13 protein-coding genes are annotated in these 15656 nt (G+C 59.5%); 7 read left to right on the top strand and 6 right to left on the bottom strand.

All coding sequences use genetic code 11. The features are described from left to right. Positions 1 to 73: 73 nt before the first annotated feature. From AB4P92_RS04455 to AB4P92_RS04430, 6 genes are all read left to right on the top strand, one after another. Positions 74 to 1771: a sulfatase-like hydrolase/transferase gene (locus AB4P92_RS04455; RefSeq protein WP_395598965.1), complete on the top strand. Its 1698-nt coding sequence runs from the start codon at positions 74 to 76 to the stop codon at positions 1769 to 1771. Positions 1772 to 1969: 198 nt separating this feature from the next. Beyond that, positions 1970 to 2623 (top strand): ABC transporter ATP-binding protein, encoded by a 654-nt coding sequence (locus AB4P92_RS04450; RefSeq protein WP_210704854.1) that lies wholly within the window; start codon positions 1970 to 1972, stop codon positions 2621 to 2623. Further along, on the top strand, positions 2620 to 5091 hold the full coding sequence (locus AB4P92_RS04445) for an FtsX-like permease family protein (protein ID WP_395598964.1): 2472 nt from the start codon (positions 2620 to 2622) through the stop codon (positions 5089 to 5091). Before AB4P92_RS04450 ends, AB4P92_RS04445 begins: the two co-directional genes overlap by 4 nt. Then, positions 5081 to 6148, top strand: coding sequence for a lipocalin-like domain-containing protein (locus AB4P92_RS04440; protein ID WP_395598963.1), 1068 nt, complete (start codon positions 5081 to 5083; stop codon positions 6146 to 6148). The genes AB4P92_RS04445 and AB4P92_RS04440 overlap by 11 nt, the downstream gene beginning before the upstream one ends. A gap of 163 nt (positions 6149 to 6311) precedes the next feature. Then, positions 6312 to 6494 (top strand): hypothetical protein, encoded by a 183-nt coding sequence (locus tag AB4P92_RS04435; RefSeq protein WP_042559760.1) that lies wholly within the window; start codon positions 6312 to 6314, stop codon positions 6492 to 6494. An 86-nt stretch (positions 6495 to 6580) separates the two neighbouring features. Continuing rightward, positions 6581 to 7165 carry a hypothetical protein gene (locus AB4P92_RS04430; RefSeq protein ID WP_042559759.1) on the top strand — a complete coding sequence of 195 codons (585 nt, stop codon included), beginning with the start codon at positions 6581 to 6583 and terminating at the stop codon, positions 7163 to 7165. A gap of 341 nt (positions 7166 to 7506) precedes the next feature. Here AB4P92_RS04430 and AB4P92_RS04425 read toward each other — a convergent pair whose 3' ends face one another. Continuing rightward, positions 7507 to 8334 carry a glycosyltransferase family 2 protein gene (locus AB4P92_RS04425; RefSeq protein ID WP_042559758.1) on the bottom strand — a complete coding sequence of 276 codons (828 nt, stop codon included), beginning with the start codon at positions 8332 to 8334 and terminating at the stop codon, positions 7507 to 7509. A gap of 228 nt (positions 8335 to 8562) precedes the next feature. On the opposite strand from AB4P92_RS04425, the gene AB4P92_RS04420 reads away from it, so the two are divergent. Then, positions 8563 to 9375, top strand: coding sequence for a VanW family protein (locus AB4P92_RS04420; RefSeq protein WP_395598962.1), 813 nt, complete (start codon positions 8563 to 8565; stop codon positions 9373 to 9375). Positions 9376 to 9469: 94 nt separating this feature from the next. Here the strand turns inward: AB4P92_RS04420 and AB4P92_RS04415 are convergent, their stop codons facing one another. From AB4P92_RS04415 to AB4P92_RS04395, 5 genes are all read right to left on the bottom strand, one after another. After that, positions 9470 to 10858, bottom strand: coding sequence for a VOC family protein (locus AB4P92_RS04415; protein ID WP_395598961.1), 1389 nt, complete (start codon positions 10856 to 10858; stop codon positions 9470 to 9472). Between the two features lie 88 nt (positions 10859 to 10946). Next, a complete protein-coding gene (glcF, locus tag AB4P92_RS04410; protein WP_395598960.1) occupies positions 10947 to 12167 on the bottom strand; it encodes a glycolate oxidase subunit GlcF in 1221 nt (406 codons plus the stop codon). A gap of 2 nt (positions 12168 to 12169) precedes the next feature. Continuing rightward, positions 12170 to 13219 carry a glycolate oxidase subunit GlcE gene (gene glcE / locus AB4P92_RS04405; protein ID WP_042559753.1) on the bottom strand — a complete coding sequence of 350 codons (1050 nt, stop codon included), beginning with the start codon at positions 13217 to 13219 and terminating at the stop codon, positions 12170 to 12172. After that, positions 13219 to 14718, bottom strand: a complete 1500-nt coding sequence (gene glcD / locus AB4P92_RS04400) for a glycolate oxidase subunit GlcD (protein WP_395598959.1) — start codon at positions 14716 to 14718, stop codon at positions 13219 to 13221. Before glcD ends, glcE begins: the two co-directional genes overlap by 1 nt. Further along, positions 14715 to 15641 carry an alpha/beta fold hydrolase gene (locus tag AB4P92_RS04395; RefSeq protein ID WP_210624960.1) on the bottom strand — a complete coding sequence of 309 codons (927 nt, stop codon included), beginning with the start codon at positions 15639 to 15641 and terminating at the stop codon, positions 14715 to 14717. The genes glcD and AB4P92_RS04395 overlap by 4 nt, the downstream gene beginning before the upstream one ends. Between the last annotated feature and the right edge of the window lie 15 nt (positions 15642 to 15656).

The following is a 15656-nucleotide window of genomic DNA, read 5'->3' as shown; positions in this document are numbered from 1 at the left end:
TGGCTGGGTGCTAGTGTCAGGTTCTACCCGACAAACCTTTGACTCCCCGCTTTTTTGCACGACCGGTATCGCCATGTTCAGATATGCGAAAGAACTGCTTTTAATTATCTATTTGTTGTTTTACTCCGCTTATTACATTGAGCGGGTAAATGCTATCGGCCTCGGTTTTTCTATACTTCTTTTTGGCGCGATGTTTTTGGCGCTAACTTTGGCGTTATATCTAACGGCGTATATACGTCAGACACTCATTCGACATCTATTCGCATTGGTGATGTTTGGTTCGGCGGTGTTTTTCGACATCTATACCCGTGTCACCGCGGATTACCTGAGCTACAGCAATTTCGTCTCGCTGGTGTATTCCGGCGGCTTCATTCAGGAAGCGGCCTACCAGTACCGGGACGCAATCATCCACAGCGCGCTCGATGGCCTGCTGCTGTTGTTTGCCATCGGTCTCAAGCCGCGCCATTCGCTCATGGTGCCGAACGCGTTGCGCGTGGCGGCACCGTTGTGTGGCGTGCTGCTGCTCAGCGCGGTGCTGTTTTTGCGCGCGGGCGAGGGTGCCCGGGGTTTGCCGATCATGTACACACCGTTGGCCTATCTGAACCTGTTTGCCTATGAAGCGCTGCACAACACCGTCGGCCCGCGTGAGCCGGTCACGCTGGCGCGCAGTTCGCAAGCGGTGGGGCATGACATCGTGCTGATCATCGACGAAAGCATCTCCGGCAATTATCTGGATATCAACGCGCCGTTTGGCGTGCACAGCAACCTCAAACAGGCCCACGCAGGCGTCGACATTTTCAATTACGGTTATGCCGCGTCCATTGCCAATTGCAGCGCCGACACCAACATCACCCTGCGTTACGGTGGCACCCGCGCCGACTACATGCGCATCAACAGCACTCTGCCGTCGATCTGGCAGTACGCAAAAAAGGCCGGCCTGCGCACGGTGTACATCGACGCCCAACGTACTGGTGGCAACCTGCAGAACCTGATGAACGACGCCGAGAAAAAGGACATCGACGAGTTTTTCCAATTCGATCGCACCAGCGTGCGCGACCGCGATATGGCCGCCGCCGCGAAGCTGATCGAACTGCTCAACGACGACAAGCCCGAGCTGATCCTGATCAACAAGGTCGGCGCGCATTTTCCGGTGCACGACAAATACCCGGATGCCTTCATGGCCTACCGCCCGACCTTGCCGCGCGGGCAGTTCACGGAAGTCGCCGATACCGGTGAGCGCGACGGTTTCAATGGTCAGGTGGATGACTGGATGCTCTATCGCAACGCCTACAAAAACACGGTTTTATGGAACGTCGGCGAGTTTTTCGCGCGGGTATTGGCCAAGGGTAATCTGAACAATGCACTGCTGATCTATACCTCCGATCACGGGCAGGATCTGCACGAACGCGGTAACCCGGGGCTCAATACCCATTGCGGCGGGGACCCGGTGGAGGAGGAGGGCCTGGTGCCGCTGGTGGTGATTCAGGGCCGCGATCTGAAAACCTTCGACTGGTCGGCGCAGTTGGCGGCGAACAAGGATCGCTCCAGTCACTACAACATCTTCCCGACACTGTTGCAGTTGATGGGTTATGACCTGGCGGGCATCGAATCGGTGTACGGCAAGCCGCTGACGGTGCCGACGGTGGATGAGTTCACCTTCAACTATCGCTTCAATGCGCGGTTGGGGGCCAAGCCGGAGTGGAAACATATTGATCTGGGCAGCATTGTGACGCCGACGCAGGCGCCGGCAAGTGTGGCAGCGGGGCAGTAGGTTTTGTATGGGCAGGACTGGCCTCATCGCTGGCAAGCCAGCTACCACAGTAATTGAGGGTGTTCACACTATGGCGTTCACCCTCGCACCCTGTGGGAGCTGGCTTGCCAGCGATGAGGCCGTGTGATTCAACGCAGGATTCAGGTCTGTCACCGTCATCCGCTATTCTTGCCCCACACTGACTCATCAGGTGGCGGCATGCTCCAGATCCAAAACGTTTGCAAAAGTTACCTTACCCCCCAAGGCCCGTTACCCGTGCTGCAAGGCGTCGACCTGACGCTGGAACCCGGGAGCAGTCTGGCGTTGATGGGCGAATCGGGCAGTGGCAAAAGCACCTTGCTGCACTTGATCGCCGGTCTCGACAAGGTCGACAGCGGCAGCATTCGCAGCGGCGAGCATCGGCTCGAAAGCATGAACGAAGCGCAACTGGCCAACTGGCGGCGCACGGAAATCGGCTTGGTGTTCCAGCAATTCAACCTGATCGGAAGCTTGCGCGTCGAAGACAATCTGGCGTTTCAGGCACGCCTGGCCGGGCGTCACGATCCGCGTTGGCAAGCGCATCTGGTGCAACGTCTGGGCCTGGGCGATTTGCTCAAACGCTATCCCGAGCAGCTCTCGGGCGGCCAGCAGCAGCGTGTCGCGTTGGGCCGGGCGCTGGCCTCGCAGCCGAAACTGCTGTTGGCCGACGAACCGACCGGCAGCCTCGATGAAGCGACCAGTGACGAAGTGCTGCGATTGTTGCTGGAACTGCTCGACGACACGCCGACGACCTTGCTGATGGTCACTCACAGCCCTCGGGTGGCGGCGCGGTTGGCGCAGCGGGTGGTGCTGTCCAGCGGACGTTTGACGTGATTGTCTTCCGGCAAACCCTGCGTGCGCTGCTCAGCCATTGGCGACGGCACCCGGTGCAGTTTTTCAGTGTGCTGACCGGGTTGTGGCTGGCCACCAGCCTGTTGACTGGTGTTGAGGCGCTGAACAGTCAGGCTCGCGACAGTTACGCTCTCGCCAGCCAATTGATCGGCGGCGAACCGCAAGCCAGCCTCAGTACACCGAGCGGTGCGACGTTCCCCCAACAATGGTTCATCGACCTGCGGCGCCAGGGCTGGCCGGTGTCGCCACTGTTGAATGGACGCTTGAGCCTCAAGGATCACGACAATCAACGCCTGCAACTGATGGGCATCGAACCGGTGTCGCTGCCTGCGGATTCCGCTGTGGCCGGGCAGGCGATGCCGATCGAGCGTGTCGTCGAATTCTTCACGCCGCCGGGCAGTGCATGGATTTCCCCGGAAACCCTGCAAGCCCTGAACCTGCGCGAAGGCGCTACGCCGCAAACGGTCAGTGGCCAGACGTTGCCGCCGTTGCTGGCGCAAAAGGACATGGCGCCGGGCGTGTTATTGGTCGACATCGGCGTCGCGCAAACCCTGCTCGAACAACCCGGACAACTCTCGCGTTTGCTGTTGCCCAAGGATTTTCACGGCGACTTGCCGGCCACGCTCAAAGGCCAGTTGCAGCTCAAAAGCAGTGGCGAGGAAAACAATCTGGCGCGCCTGACCGAGAGCTTTCACCTCAATCTTGATGCTTTGGGTTTTCTGTCGTTTGTTGTCGGCTTATTCATCGTGCATGCGGCCATCGGTCTGGCGCTGGAGCAACGGCGCGGCTTGCTGCGCACATTGCGTGCCTGTGGGGTCAGCGCGCGGATGTTGATGGGTTGCCTGATTTTCGAATTGGGTGTGCTGGCGCTGGTCGGCGGAGTGTTCGGGGTGATCAGCGGTTACTGGCTGGCCAGTGTATTGCTGCCGGATGTCGCCGCCAGCCTGCGCGGGTTGTATGGCGCAGAAGTGGCGGGGCAGTTGCGCCTGAGCCCTTGGTGGTGGTTCAGCGGGATCGGTTTGAGCCTGCTCGGCGCCTTGCTGGCCGGGGCGAACAGCCTGCTTCGCGCTGCCCGTTTGCCACTGCTGGCGGTGGCGGATCCGCAAGCCTGGCATCAGCAATACACGCGCTGGTTGCGGCGTCAGGGCTGGCTGGCCCTGGTGTTGGGCGTGATTGCGCTGGTGGCGTTGCTTTGGGGCAACAGCCTGGCCAGCGGTTTTGTGCTGATGGCGGGGTTGCTGCTCGGCGCCGCGCTGGCCTTGCCGGTGCTGTTGAGTGGCGTGTTGAATCAACTGCTCGGGCGCAGTCGTTCGGTGCTCGGCCAATGGTTTCTCGCCGACTGCCGCCAGCAATTGCCGGCACTGAGCCTGGCGCTGATGGCGTTGCTTCTGGCGCTGGCGGCCAATATCGGCGCTGGCAGCATGACCGCCGGTTTTCGCCAGACTTTCAACGACTGGCTCGAACAACGCCTGAGCGCCGAGCTTTACATCAATCCGAGCAACCCGGCCCAGGCCCGCGAGATGTCCACTTGGCTGAAACAGCAGCCACTGGTGACGGCGGTGCTGCCCAACTGGCAAGTCGCGGTCACCTTGCAAGGCTGGCCGGCGGATGTCTACGGGGTGATTGATCATCCTTACTATCGCCAGCACTGGCCATTGCTCGATGCCAGTGGCGGTGATCCATGGGCGCATCTGGCGACGGATGATGCAGTGATGCTCAGCGAGCAACTCGCCCGCCGCCTGCAGGTGCGCGTCGGTGATCGCCTGACAATTCCTGCACCGAATGGCGCGTGGTCGCCGCGCGTGGTCGGCATCTACGCCGATTACGGCAATCCCAAGGGGCACTTGCTGGTCAACAGCAACCATCTGCTGCGCGGATGGCCGCAGTTGACGCCGAACCGTTTCAATCTGCGTATCGACCCACAAAACATTCCGCCATTTCTGAGTGCATTACAGGCGCGTTTTCAACTCGATGACAGCCGCATCGTCGATCAGGCGCGGCTCAAGGGCTGGTCGGTTGAAGTGTTCGAACGCACCTTCGCCGCCACGGCGGCTTTGAACACCTTGACCCTGGCGGTCGCGGGCGTGGCACTGTTTATCAGCCTGTTGACCCAGAGCCAAAGCCGCCTCGGCCAACTCGCGCCGTTGTGGGCGCTGGGCGTGACACGGCGCCAATTGATGCTGCTCAACCTCGGCCAGACCTGGCTGCTGGCGGTGCTGACGCTGGTGTTGGCGCTGCCACTGGGGATTGCGCTGGCGTGGTGTCTGGACGCGGTGATCAACGTACAGGCGTTTGGCTGGCGTCTGCCGTTGCGCGTGTTCCCTTGGCAGCTTTTGCAACTGATGGGGCTGGCGTTGCTGGCCACATTGCTGGCGTCGGCGTGGCCGTTGTATTCGCTGTACCGCACGCAACCGGCGGATCTGCTGAGGACGTTTGCCCATGAGGACTAACTTCGTTGTGCTGATGGTTCTGTTGTTACTCGGCGGCTGCGATCAGTCAGTGCCCGAGCAAAAGGGCTTTGCCGGGATGGGCAATCAGGCACAGGCATTTACGCCGGTGGTGCCGGGGCGGGTGTTCAGCTTTCCGGCGGATCACGGTGCCCATGAGGGTTTTCGCATTGAGTGGTGGTACGTCACCGCCAATCTCAAGGATCAGCAGGGCAATGATTTCGGCGTGCAATGGACGCTGTTTCGCAGCGCCCTCAAACCGGTGCCGGAGCAGGCAGGTTGGGGCAGTCAAACGATCTGGCTGGGCCATGCGGCAGTGACTTCGGCAACTACGCATCATGCCGCCGAGCGTTATGCCCGTGGCGGCGTTGGTCAGGCCGGCGTGCGTTTGGTGCCGTTCGAGGCGTGGATCGATGATTGGCAGTTCAGCAGTCAGGCAGTCGATCCTTTGAGTGACTTGCAACTCAGTGCGCGCGATAGATCATTTGCCTATCAACTGCATCTCACCTCCAGCCGTCCGTTGGTGCTGCAGGGCGACAAGGGGTTCAGCCAGAAATCCGAACAAGGGCAGGCGTCGTATTACTACAGCCAACCGTTTTTTCAGGCCAGTGGCACGTTGCAGATCGATGGCCAGACTTACACCGTCAGCGGCCCTGCCTGGCTCGACCGCGAGTGGAGCAGCCAGCCGCTGACAGCCAGCCAGACTGGCTGGGACTGGTTCTCTTTGCACCTGGACAGCGGCGAACACCTGATGCTTTATCGCATGCGCCAGAAGGAGGGCGCGCCGTACCTGACCGGCACCTGGATCGGCGCTGACGGCCAGACGCAAACGCTGCATAGCGAGCAGATCAAACTTGTCGCGCAAGACACCGCCAAGGTCGCCGGCCGCGCGATGCCGGTGCGCTGGAAAATCAGCATTCCAGACAAGCACCTCGACATCAGCCTTTCGGCGCTCAACCCCAACGCATGGATGGACCTGCGCATTCCCTATTGGGAAGGCCCGGTGAGTGTCAGCGGCAGCCACGGCGGCAAGGGGTATCTGGAAATGACCGGGTACTGATGTGACTCCTGCGTGGATCCGGTTGAACTCCATTTGGCCGTCGAACCTCTACAAAAGGTACTTCCTGTTGAGGACCAGAGATGAGCGACGACCTGCACAAGGATTCTCCCGCCGTAAACGTCGCCCGCGAACTTGACGACCCTGAAGCCTGAGGACAACACCGATGAAACCTGAATCTGAAAACCAGCATCCTGACGAACCCCGGCCAGCGGGGGAAACCGAGCGCGACAACGACGCTCTGCGTCCTACCGATCCGAAGCAGCGTGAAGAGAGCGCTAAAGGCACGGCCAGTGGCGAATCGACCGCACAGGAAACCGCCGCGCCACAAACCAAAGCCAAGCCCTGACCAGCGTCTATGCTCAGTGACACACCCCGCGCCTGAAATGATTCCGGCGTCGGGTGCTACCACTCAACGACAGGGAAAGTACGCTTATGAAGCTTCATGCACTCGCCAGGTCCATCGCCCTCGCAACGCTGCTGTCCGCCTCCAGTCTCTCTGCGTTTGCCGCCGACATACCGCTGTCGGCAACGGTTGAAGCCGACAAAGTCACCACCAAAGTATTAGCGGTTGATGCGCAGAATCATCAGGTTGTGCTGGAAGGCGCCGAAGGCAAGCAGGTTCACGTACAGCTCACGGAGAAGGCGAAAAACCTCGCCAATCTGAAGGTTGGCGACCAGGTTACCGTGGAGGTCATGCGCTCCGTTGCGGCCTATCTCGATACCGATGTGGATAAAGGTCTGCCTGGCACCACCGAGCGAACCGGCGAGCTGCGCAATGCCCCGGGCAGCAGCAATCCCGGCGGCGAGGCTTACCGTCAGGTCCAGGTGCAATTGAAAATCACCAAAATTGATTTGAAGACAAATCAGGTGACGCTGCAGAACCCTGCCGGCGTATCGAAAACCCTCAACGTCGAACGGCCTGAAATTCAGGACAAACTGAAAAATCTCAAAGTCGGGCAGAGCGTTGTAGTCACTTATACCGATGTATTAAAAGTGACCAGTCAGCACGAAAGTTGAGTTATAGCTCTACACAATGACTGCTCTTGTACAGTCTTTGTATTAGAGTAGTCATACTATTAGTTGGCTCAGGGTTTCTGAAAGTTTCGTGAAAGGTTCGTGTGGAATTTCATGGATAAATATCTATTAACTTTCTTGTACATAATATTTACATTGAAGTATGGCGACATATCCGCCAACTTCTATTAAAATCCTTCGCGTTCGCCCAGTGTCAGGGCTCTTTACCGGTGCATGGATTGCCAGGCCATTACACTGGGCGAACACCTCCATCGGAGCAAATGTATACAATTTCAGTTAAAAAAAAGGGTGACTTTTAAAGTCACCCTTTTTATTGCCGTGAGTTAAACCGATGTTTGTATCCCGCGTTTGTCTCGCTGTCCCTGGAAACGCTCGATAGTCGCCTGGTACATTTTCGTCCGACGGTGATTTTTCCCGTAGGTGCCTGCAGCGGCGACCGTTCCTGCCTGGATGTGATCGAGATAACGGAAGATCTTGCGCGGCGACAGCAGTTTGATGCCGTATCCAAGGCTCACCATTCGATCCTGCAGGGTGTAACCGGGTACGCGGTCATCCATGCAGAAGTGCAGGCCATGAGACTTCATCAGTCGCACGTTCCACAACGTACAGAAACTTTTCAGGTGAGTTTCCTTATAAGGTCTTGGCGGTTTGGATTTCATCCCCAGACGAACTTTTGCCTGACGAACATAATGCTTGCAAAAGCGTGAAGTTAAACGCCAGGTGTCCCGGACAATCCCCCGATTGATTTGCTCGACACAACCAACTGCGGCGATGTCCGCACTTTTTGTGCACTCGCGCAGCATCATTTCAAACACTTCTTTGTCATAGACGAAGGTGTCGGTGTGGAGCAAAAACAAGTAATCGGTTTCAACCTGTTCCAGCGCCAGATCAAGTGCCTTGCCATGGGCAATATGGCCCGCTTCTTTGCCCGGAGAAGGCCGCTCGATCAAGTTGATCCAGTCGAGCGAACGCAAATAATCCAGACTCTCATCCGCGGAATCGTTGTCAACCACCCACACTGGAATGCGTTTTTCCTGGGCGTGCTGTTGCAATAGTTCCAGGCACATCCGAGTAATGTCGGCGGTCTTGTAATTGACCAGGACAAGGCTGAAGTTCGGCTGTGGTTGGGTTGGCAGATTAAACGCACTCATAACAGAAAGACTCATCCACGGTTCAATGACGACAGGGGCTCATGGACCGGGATAGTAGCGATGCAACCTTAGCCGAACCTTAATATGCAGGTCTGGCAGTGCTTCAGAATGTGTCGAAGTGAGTCGAGGGAAAGCGGCTGTATTTGCTTGGCGCGCTCGGGTTACAGGCTAGAATGCCCGTCCAATTCACGATTCAAGGAAGAAGCGGCGATCGCCGTTGCGTCACGGATGAAACCACTTTCCCTCTACCACCCGGCCTTGTACTGGCTGCGCGTGTGGCAAAAAAGACTGTTCCGGCACATCGCCTGGCACTGCTCCAGCAAGCGTTACGCTCGACCCGTTGTGTCGACCGAACGCCTGCCATTTCGCTACCTCAAACACACCTCGAAACTCATCCGTAAACTCGGCGACTCCGACCTCGCCCTGCAACACAACAAAGTCATCAATCTCAAACTCGCCGTCGCTGCCATCGACGGCGTCATCATTGCGCCTGGCGAACATTTCTCCTTCTGCCGTCTCGTCGGCCGCCCAACGCGTAAACGTGGCTACGTTGAAGGGATGGAATTGTCCTTCGGCGAGGCCCGTACCGGCGTCGGTGGCGGGATATGCCAATTGAGCAATCTGATTCATTGGATGGCCATACATTCACCGTTGGTGGTGGTTGAGCGCTCCAATCACAGCTTCGATCCGTTTCCGGATGAGGGACGAGTACTGCCGTTTGGCTCCGGTGCGGCGATTTTCTATAACTACATTGACCTGGTGCTGCATAACCCGACAGATCGGTGTTTTCAGTTGAAGCTGAATGTCGGCCAGACGCAACTGGAAGGGGAGTTGTTATGTGACCAGGTGCGGGCGTATCGGTATCACGTTTTCCAGGAAGGGCATCGGTTTGTGCGCGAAGGGGAACGGGTATATCGGGAGAATGAGATCTGGCGGGAAGTTCGGGAGAAAGGGCAGGTGGGGGCATTGGTGATGCGCGAAAGGCTTTATCGCAATCGTGTGGTGGTCAAGTATGCGGTGGCGGACGAGTTGATCGGATAGGGCTGGCGCAAACTGCGCAACTTCTTGCGCAGTACGGCCGAAGGCCATCATTGGCCGTGCGATGAGTCAAAAGCAAACGATCGACGACCTGCCGTTAGATTATCTTCAGCCCCAGCACTTTCGCGCACTCTTCAATCGAACGCCTCTGCGTCTCTGCATACAACCCCAACTCATCAATGGTCGGGCGTCCCAGCGCCTGTTCGAACGCCTGTCTATTGGAGTGCTCGCCATAATGCGCCTGCGCCGCATCCCCAAGGTTCGACTGAAAAATTCCCGCTGCACTGACTGGCAGGAAATCTTCGTACACCAGCGGCTCAGCTTTCACATAACCATTGCGCAACAAATCCTCCAGCGAGGCGTCACCGAGGCTACCCGACGCCTCGCCTTTTTCCGTAGCGAAATAGCGAAAGTACGCCAACTCATGTTCGCGCATGCCGTCGACGCTGTCGGGAAATTCGCCAAAGTGTTGAGTCATCAGCGCGTTGTAGCGTGAGGCATTGCCTTCGTTGGGGAAATCACCGAGCTCATCGCGGGCAGCATTCAGTAATCGGTCATACAGCGTCCGGCCCTTGGGTGTCAGCGCGGCGCCGCGTTGTTCGATTTCGCCAAACCGCGCACTGTGGCTGCCACGGGTTTCGCTCTGATCGGTGAATGCGACTGGCTCATCCAGCGCTTTGAAACTGGTCTGGCGCAGCAGGATCGGGCATTGCCGGCGAGGTGGGCCTTCGATCACCGCTTTGGGCGTGATGCCATGGGCCGGCATCTGTTCCTGGACGATATCGATGTCCAGCGTGCGCGGGGTCAGGTGATTGATGTGTGGGCCTTTGAACGCCACGACATCGGCGATCAACCGGTGTTGGGCGCTCAACGTCTGATACTGCGCAGCGGTAACGGTCGCGCTGTGATGCCAACGAAAGGTTTCCAATGCCTGCAGGACGAATTCCTGCGATTCGGTTTCGTTGAGTCCGCCAGCCGTTTCAGCCTGGGCGATCAAACGCAGTGCCGCGTCGGTAAAGATCGAGCGTTTGGCCAGGATTGACTCGGCGAAAGCGCGCAGCTCAGGGTCTTCAATCAACTCCAGCCGCAACAACGACGTGAACACTCGGAACGGACTGATTTGCAGCGCATCTTCATGCACTGCGCGAAACGCCGTCGAATGCACCGGCACGCCCGCCGGCGTCAGGTCGTAATACCCCACCGGTTGCATGCCCATGACCGCGAACAAGCGGGCGAGGGTGGCCAGTTCCGTTGCGGTGCCGACGCGGATGGCGCCATGGCGTTCCATGTGCAGGCGTTCGATTTCGCCGGTGCTGTCTAGCTGCCTGGCGATGCCTGGCTCTCGGGAAAGCACGTCACGGTTGGTCTGTTCCACCAGTTCCATCAGTGCGCCGTACAGCGGCACTTCTTCGCGGTACATATCGGACATCGCTTTGGAGAAGCGTTGGCGGATCAGGTCGGGGCTGACGAAAGGCTGCACGGTCATGAAATAAATTCCTGCCACGGTCACGTAATGGATAGGAGAAAAGATCGCAGCCTTCTCCTGCGCGGGCAAACGAAGAATCCTACGAACTTCATTCTGCCAACGACTGATCCACCCGTTCGATCCAGTGCATAACCGGCGTGCGTCCGGCGCTGGCCAGGTGGCTCTGGCAACCGATGTTGGAGGTGACGATCAACTGCGGGCGGCCGCTTTCCAAGGCATTGAGGCGGTTGTCGCGCAGTTGCCGCGCCAGTGTCGGTTGGGTCAGGGAATAGGTGCCCGCCGAGCCGCAGCACAAGTGGCCGTCCGGCACCGCCGTCAGGTTGAAACCGAGGCGGGTCAGCACCGCTTCCACCGCACCGCCGAGTTTCAGCGCGTGCTGCAAGGTGCACGGGCAATGCACGGCGATCCGCTGTTCGCTGGCGGCGCAGATCTGCTCCAGCGGTTCTTGCGCGAGAATCTGCACCAGATCGATCGTCATTTCGCTGATCCGCCGTGCCTTGTCGGCATAGACCGGATCGGCCTCGAGCAGATGCCCATAATCCTTGATGAACGCGCCGCAGCCGCTGGTGGTCTGCACGATGGCTTCGGCGCCGTTTTGCAGGTGTGGCCACCAGGCGTCGATGTTCTGCCGGGCGCGGTCGAGGCCTTTGGCCTGGGCGTCGAGGTGATAATCCAGCGCCCCACAGCAACCGGCCTCGGCTACCGGGATGACGCTGATGCCGAGTCGGTCGAGCACCCGCGCCGTGGCGTCATTGGTGTTCGGCGACAAACCCGGCTGCACGCAGCCTTCCAGCAACATGACGCGGCGCGCATGCCGAGGGACGGGACGCAACCCCGACGTCCGCATGGGCTGCGGCAGTTTGCTTTCAAACATTCGCGGCAACAGCGGCCGAAACGTGGCGCCCACTCGCAGCAAACCTTTGAACAATCGCGGATTCGGCGCCAGTGCGCGCAGGCCTTCACGCAACAAGCGTTGCGCCGCCGGACGCGGCACTGCCTGATCAACCACCGCCCGACCGATGTCGAGCAAGTTGTGATAGTCGACGCCGGACGGGCAGGTGGTTTCGCAATTGCGGCACGACAGGCAGCGGTCCAGATGCAGTTGCGTCTGTGCGGTCGCCGGTGCGCCTTCGAGCACTTGCTTGATCAGATAGATGCGCCCGCGCGGGCCATCAAGCTCATCGCCGAGCAACTGATACGTCGGACACGTCGCGTTGCAAAAGCCGCAATGCACGCAGCTACGGAGAATCTTTTCCGCCTCGGCGGCGCGGGGCAACTGTCGGGATTGCTCGCTGAGGGTTGTTTGCATGGCTAAAACTCCGCGTACATCCGGCCGGGGTTGAACAGCCCTTGCGGGTCGAGTTGCGCCTTGAGTTGCCGGTGATAGCGCAGCAGTGTCGTCGGCAACGGCTGGAACGGTGACGAGGTGGCGCCATGGGTGAAGCAGGTGGCGTGGCCGCCGAGTTCCTGGGCAAGGCTATGAATGTGTTGGCTGTCGGATTTCAACCATCGTTGCGCGCCGGCCCAATCGATCAGTTGCGCGCCGGGAAGATCCAACACGCCGAGATTGTTCGGCAGCGACAGGCGCCATAACGGCAGGCCTTCGTCAAAGAATGGCGAACGTTGCTCGTTCAAATCACGCCAGAACAGCGAGTCCAGCGGTTCACCACCCAGGCGTTGATGCGCCGCCGTCACCGAGCCCTCGCCACCCTCAAGGCGCAGATACAAACTGTCGCCATCGTGGCACGCAGCGCTGATCGGCAGCGGTTGCTGGCCCCATTCGGCGAGATTGGCCAGTGCCCTGGCGCAGTCGATATCCAGGCGAATACTCAGGCATTGCCGGGGTTTGGGCAGGACTTTCAGCGAGACTTCGGTGAGCACGCCGAGGCAACCGTAACTGCCGGCCATCAGCCGCGAGAGGTCATAACCGGCAACGTTTTTCATCACTTCGCCGCCGAAACGCAGGTGTTGGCCCAGACCGGTAATCACTCGTGTACCAAGAACGAAATCGCGCACCGAGCCAGACCATGGCCGCCGAGGCCCGGACAAACCCGTCGCAATCATGCCGCCGACCGTGGCGCTTTCACCGAATGCTGGCGGTTCGCACGGTAACATTTGCCCGGCGGCATCCAGTGCCGCAAGCAACTCGGACAGTGGCGTTCCGGCGCGCACGCTGACCACCAGTTCGGTCGGCTCATAGCGCACGATGCCGCGATGCACGCGAGTGTCGAGTACCTCACCGGCCACTTCGCGGCCGAGAAACGCCTTGCTGTTGCCACCCTGAATTTTCAGCGGCGTGGCATTGGCCCGCGCTTCATTGACCTGATCGAGCAGGGCGCTGGCGCCGTCGATGTCAGTCATCAGAAGCGCTCCAGCTCGGGAAATGGCAATTGCCCGGCATGAATGTGCATCGCGCCAAACTCGGCGCAGCGGTGCAGCGTCGGGATGTTCTTGCCGGGGTTGAGCAGGCCTAGCGGGTCGAACGCGGTTTTGACGGCGTGAAACAGGGTCAATTCTTCGCTGTTGAATTGCGCGCACATCTGATTGATTTTTTCGCGGCCGACCCCGTGTTCGCCGGTGATGCTGCCGCCGACCTGCACGCACAGTTCCAGAATTTTGCCGCCCAGTGCTTCGGCGCGGTGCAGTTCACCGGGTTGGTTGGCGTCGAACAGAATCAGTGGATGCATGTTGCCGTCGCCGGCATGGAAGACATTCGCCACGCGCAAACCGTATTCCTCGCCGAGGCGGGCGATGCCTTGCAGGACGCCGGGCAATTCGCGCCGCGGAATGGTGCCGTCCATGCAGTAATAGTCCGGCGACAAGCGGCCGATGGCCGGAAAGGCGTTTTTGCGCCCGGCCCAGAAACGCACGCGTTCGGCTTCGTCACGCGCCTGACGCACCTCAGTGGCGCCGGCCTCGGTCATCACGTCGCGAACCCGCTGGCAGTCATCGTGGACATCCGCTTCGACGCCATCGAGTTCGCACAACAGAATGGCTTCGGCGTCGACCGGATAACCGGCGTGGATAAAGTCTTCGGCGGCACGAATGGCGAGGTTGTCCATCATCTCCAAACCGCCGGGTATGATCCCCGCGGCGATGATTTCGGCCACGGCGCGTCCGGCCTTTTCCACCGAGTCGAAACTGGCCAGCAGCACTTTGGCGACCTGCGGTTTGGGCAGCAGTTTGACCGTGACTTCGGTGATGATCCCCAGCAAACCTTCAGAACCGGTGAACAGCGCAAGCAAGTCGAAACCGGGCGAGTCGAAGGCTTCGGAGCCCAGGGTCAGGCGTTCGCCCTCAATCGTCAGCACTTCGATTTTCAGCAGGTTGTGCACGGTCAGGCCGTACTTGAGGCAATGCACACCACCGGCGTTTTCAGCGACGTTGCCGCCAATCGAACAGGCGATCTGCGACGAGGGATCCGGCGCGTAATACAGCCCGAATGGCGCGGCGGCCTGGGAAATCGCCAGATTGCGCACGCCTGGCTGGACCCGTGCAGTGCGGGCGGCCGGGTCGATGTGGAGGATGGTGTTGAAGCGCGCCATCACCAGCAACAGGCCTTTTTCCAGGGGCAACGCGCCGCCGGAAAGACCGGTGCCGGCGCCGCGGGCGACCACCGGAACGTTTTGTTTATGGCAGAGTTCAAGCAGGGTTTGCACCTGCTCGAGCCGCCGGGGCAGGGCGACCAGCATCGGGGTGGTGCGGTAGGCGGAGAGTCCATCGCATTCGTAGGGTTTGAGTTCCTCCTCGCGCCAGAGGATGTCGAGGTCGGGGATTGCGTGTTGCAAGGCCTTGAGCAGATCGGCCTTGTTGACATCAGGCAGCCGACCGTCGAGGCGTTCGTCGTAAAGAATGTTCATTTTTGCTTGCCCAAAAACTCCCGGTACAACCGCGCGGTGTCCCCCGGCTGTTCGACCATCGGCATATGCCCGACGTGGTCCCAGACATCCACCTGCAAATTGGCGATGCCTTTGCTCCAGATCGGCACGCTGCTGACATCTATCAAGCGGTCCTTGCGGCCCCACAGCAGCAGCGCCGGGCATTTGATGTCCGGCAGTTTCGGTTCCATCGGCGGGCTGGCGCGGAAATCGCGGAAGATCTCTTCCAGTTCATCGCGCTGGTTTTCATAACGCTGGGCGATCGCATCCAGCACCGCCTTAGGCACCCACGGCGGTGAGGCCATGGTCATCGCATAAAACTGCTGGAATTCTTCCCGGGAGTTGATCAGAAACGGGTTGTGCCCACGGGCCAGGTGGCGCTCCATGTCGCTGACCTCGGGGGCGGTGACGCCGGCCGGGTCGATCAACGCCAGCGAAGCGATCCGCTCCGGATACGTTGCCGCCAGCCAGGCCGCGATGTAACCGCCCATGGAGTTGCCGATCACGTGGACTTTCTCCACGCCGCAGACGTCGAGCAACTGGATCATGCGCTTGGCCTGAACCGCAATGTCATAGCCGCCACCCGCCTTGAAGCCGGTTTCACCATGGCCGGCCAGATCCGGAATGATCACCCGATACTCGCGGACGAAATGCCGGGAGAAGCGCAGCCACAGGTTTTTGTCGCCGCTATAGCCGTGCAGCATCAGGATCGCACTGGCCGCTTCATACGGCCCACCCTGCCACGTCGAGACGGTCATCTCGGCGATCGGCACTTCGATCTTGTGCAGTTTGTACAACTTGGCCTCGATGGCCATGTTCAGGTCATACAGCCAATGGCCGACCGCCGGATAACTCAACCAGCTCCAGGCCACGAACACCGCGAGGGCGACAAACAGCAAAAGCATCGACGTCTTCCTTAT

Source organism: Pseudomonas sp. A0308, assembly GCF_044218815.1.
Classification (GTDB): domain Bacteria; phylum Pseudomonadota; class Gammaproteobacteria; order Pseudomonadales; family Pseudomonadaceae; genus Aquipseudomonas; species Aquipseudomonas iridis.
The sequence above is the reverse complement of the archived record's forward strand: the minus strand, read 5'-3'. Positions and strand labels throughout refer to the sequence as shown.

Coding starts and splice junctions, on each gene's coding strand:
- AB4P92_RS04395 (WP_210624960.1), bottom strand. CDS start 15,641: ATGCTTTTGCTGTTTGTCGCCCTCGCGGTGTTCGTGGCCTGGAGCTGG.
- AB4P92_RS04450 (WP_210704854.1), top strand. CDS start 1,970: ATGCTCCAGATCCAAAACGTTTGCAAAAGTTACCTTACCCCCCAAGGC.
- AB4P92_RS04425 (WP_042559758.1), bottom strand. CDS start 8,334: ATGAGTGCGTTTAATCTGCCAACCCAACCACAGCCGAACTTCAGCCTT.
- AB4P92_RS04415 (WP_395598961.1), bottom strand. CDS start 10,858: ATGACCGTGCAGCCTTTCGTCAGCCCCGACCTGATCCGCCAACGCTTC.
- glcF (WP_395598960.1), bottom strand. CDS start 12,167: ATGCAAACAACCCTCAGCGAGCAATCCCGACAGTTGCCCCGCGCCGCC.
- AB4P92_RS04435 (WP_042559760.1), top strand. CDS start 6,312: ATGAAACCTGAATCTGAAAACCAGCATCCTGACGAACCCCGGCCAGCG.
- AB4P92_RS04455 (WP_395598965.1), top strand. CDS start 74: ATGTTCAGATATGCGAAAGAACTGCTTTTAATTATCTATTTGTTGTTT.
- AB4P92_RS04420 (WP_395598962.1), top strand. CDS start 8,563: ATGAAACCACTTTCCCTCTACCACCCGGCCTTGTACTGGCTGCGCGTG.
- AB4P92_RS04440 (WP_395598963.1), top strand. CDS start 5,081: ATGAGGACTAACTTCGTTGTGCTGATGGTTCTGTTGTTACTCGGCGGC.
- glcE (WP_042559753.1), bottom strand. CDS start 13,219: ATGACTGACATCGACGGCGCCAGCGCCCTGCTCGATCAGGTCAATGAA.
- AB4P92_RS04430 (WP_042559759.1), top strand. CDS start 6,581: ATGAAGCTTCATGCACTCGCCAGGTCCATCGCCCTCGCAACGCTGCTG.
- glcD (WP_395598959.1), bottom strand. CDS start 14,718: ATGAACATTCTTTACGACGAACGCCTCGACGGTCGGCTGCCTGATGTC.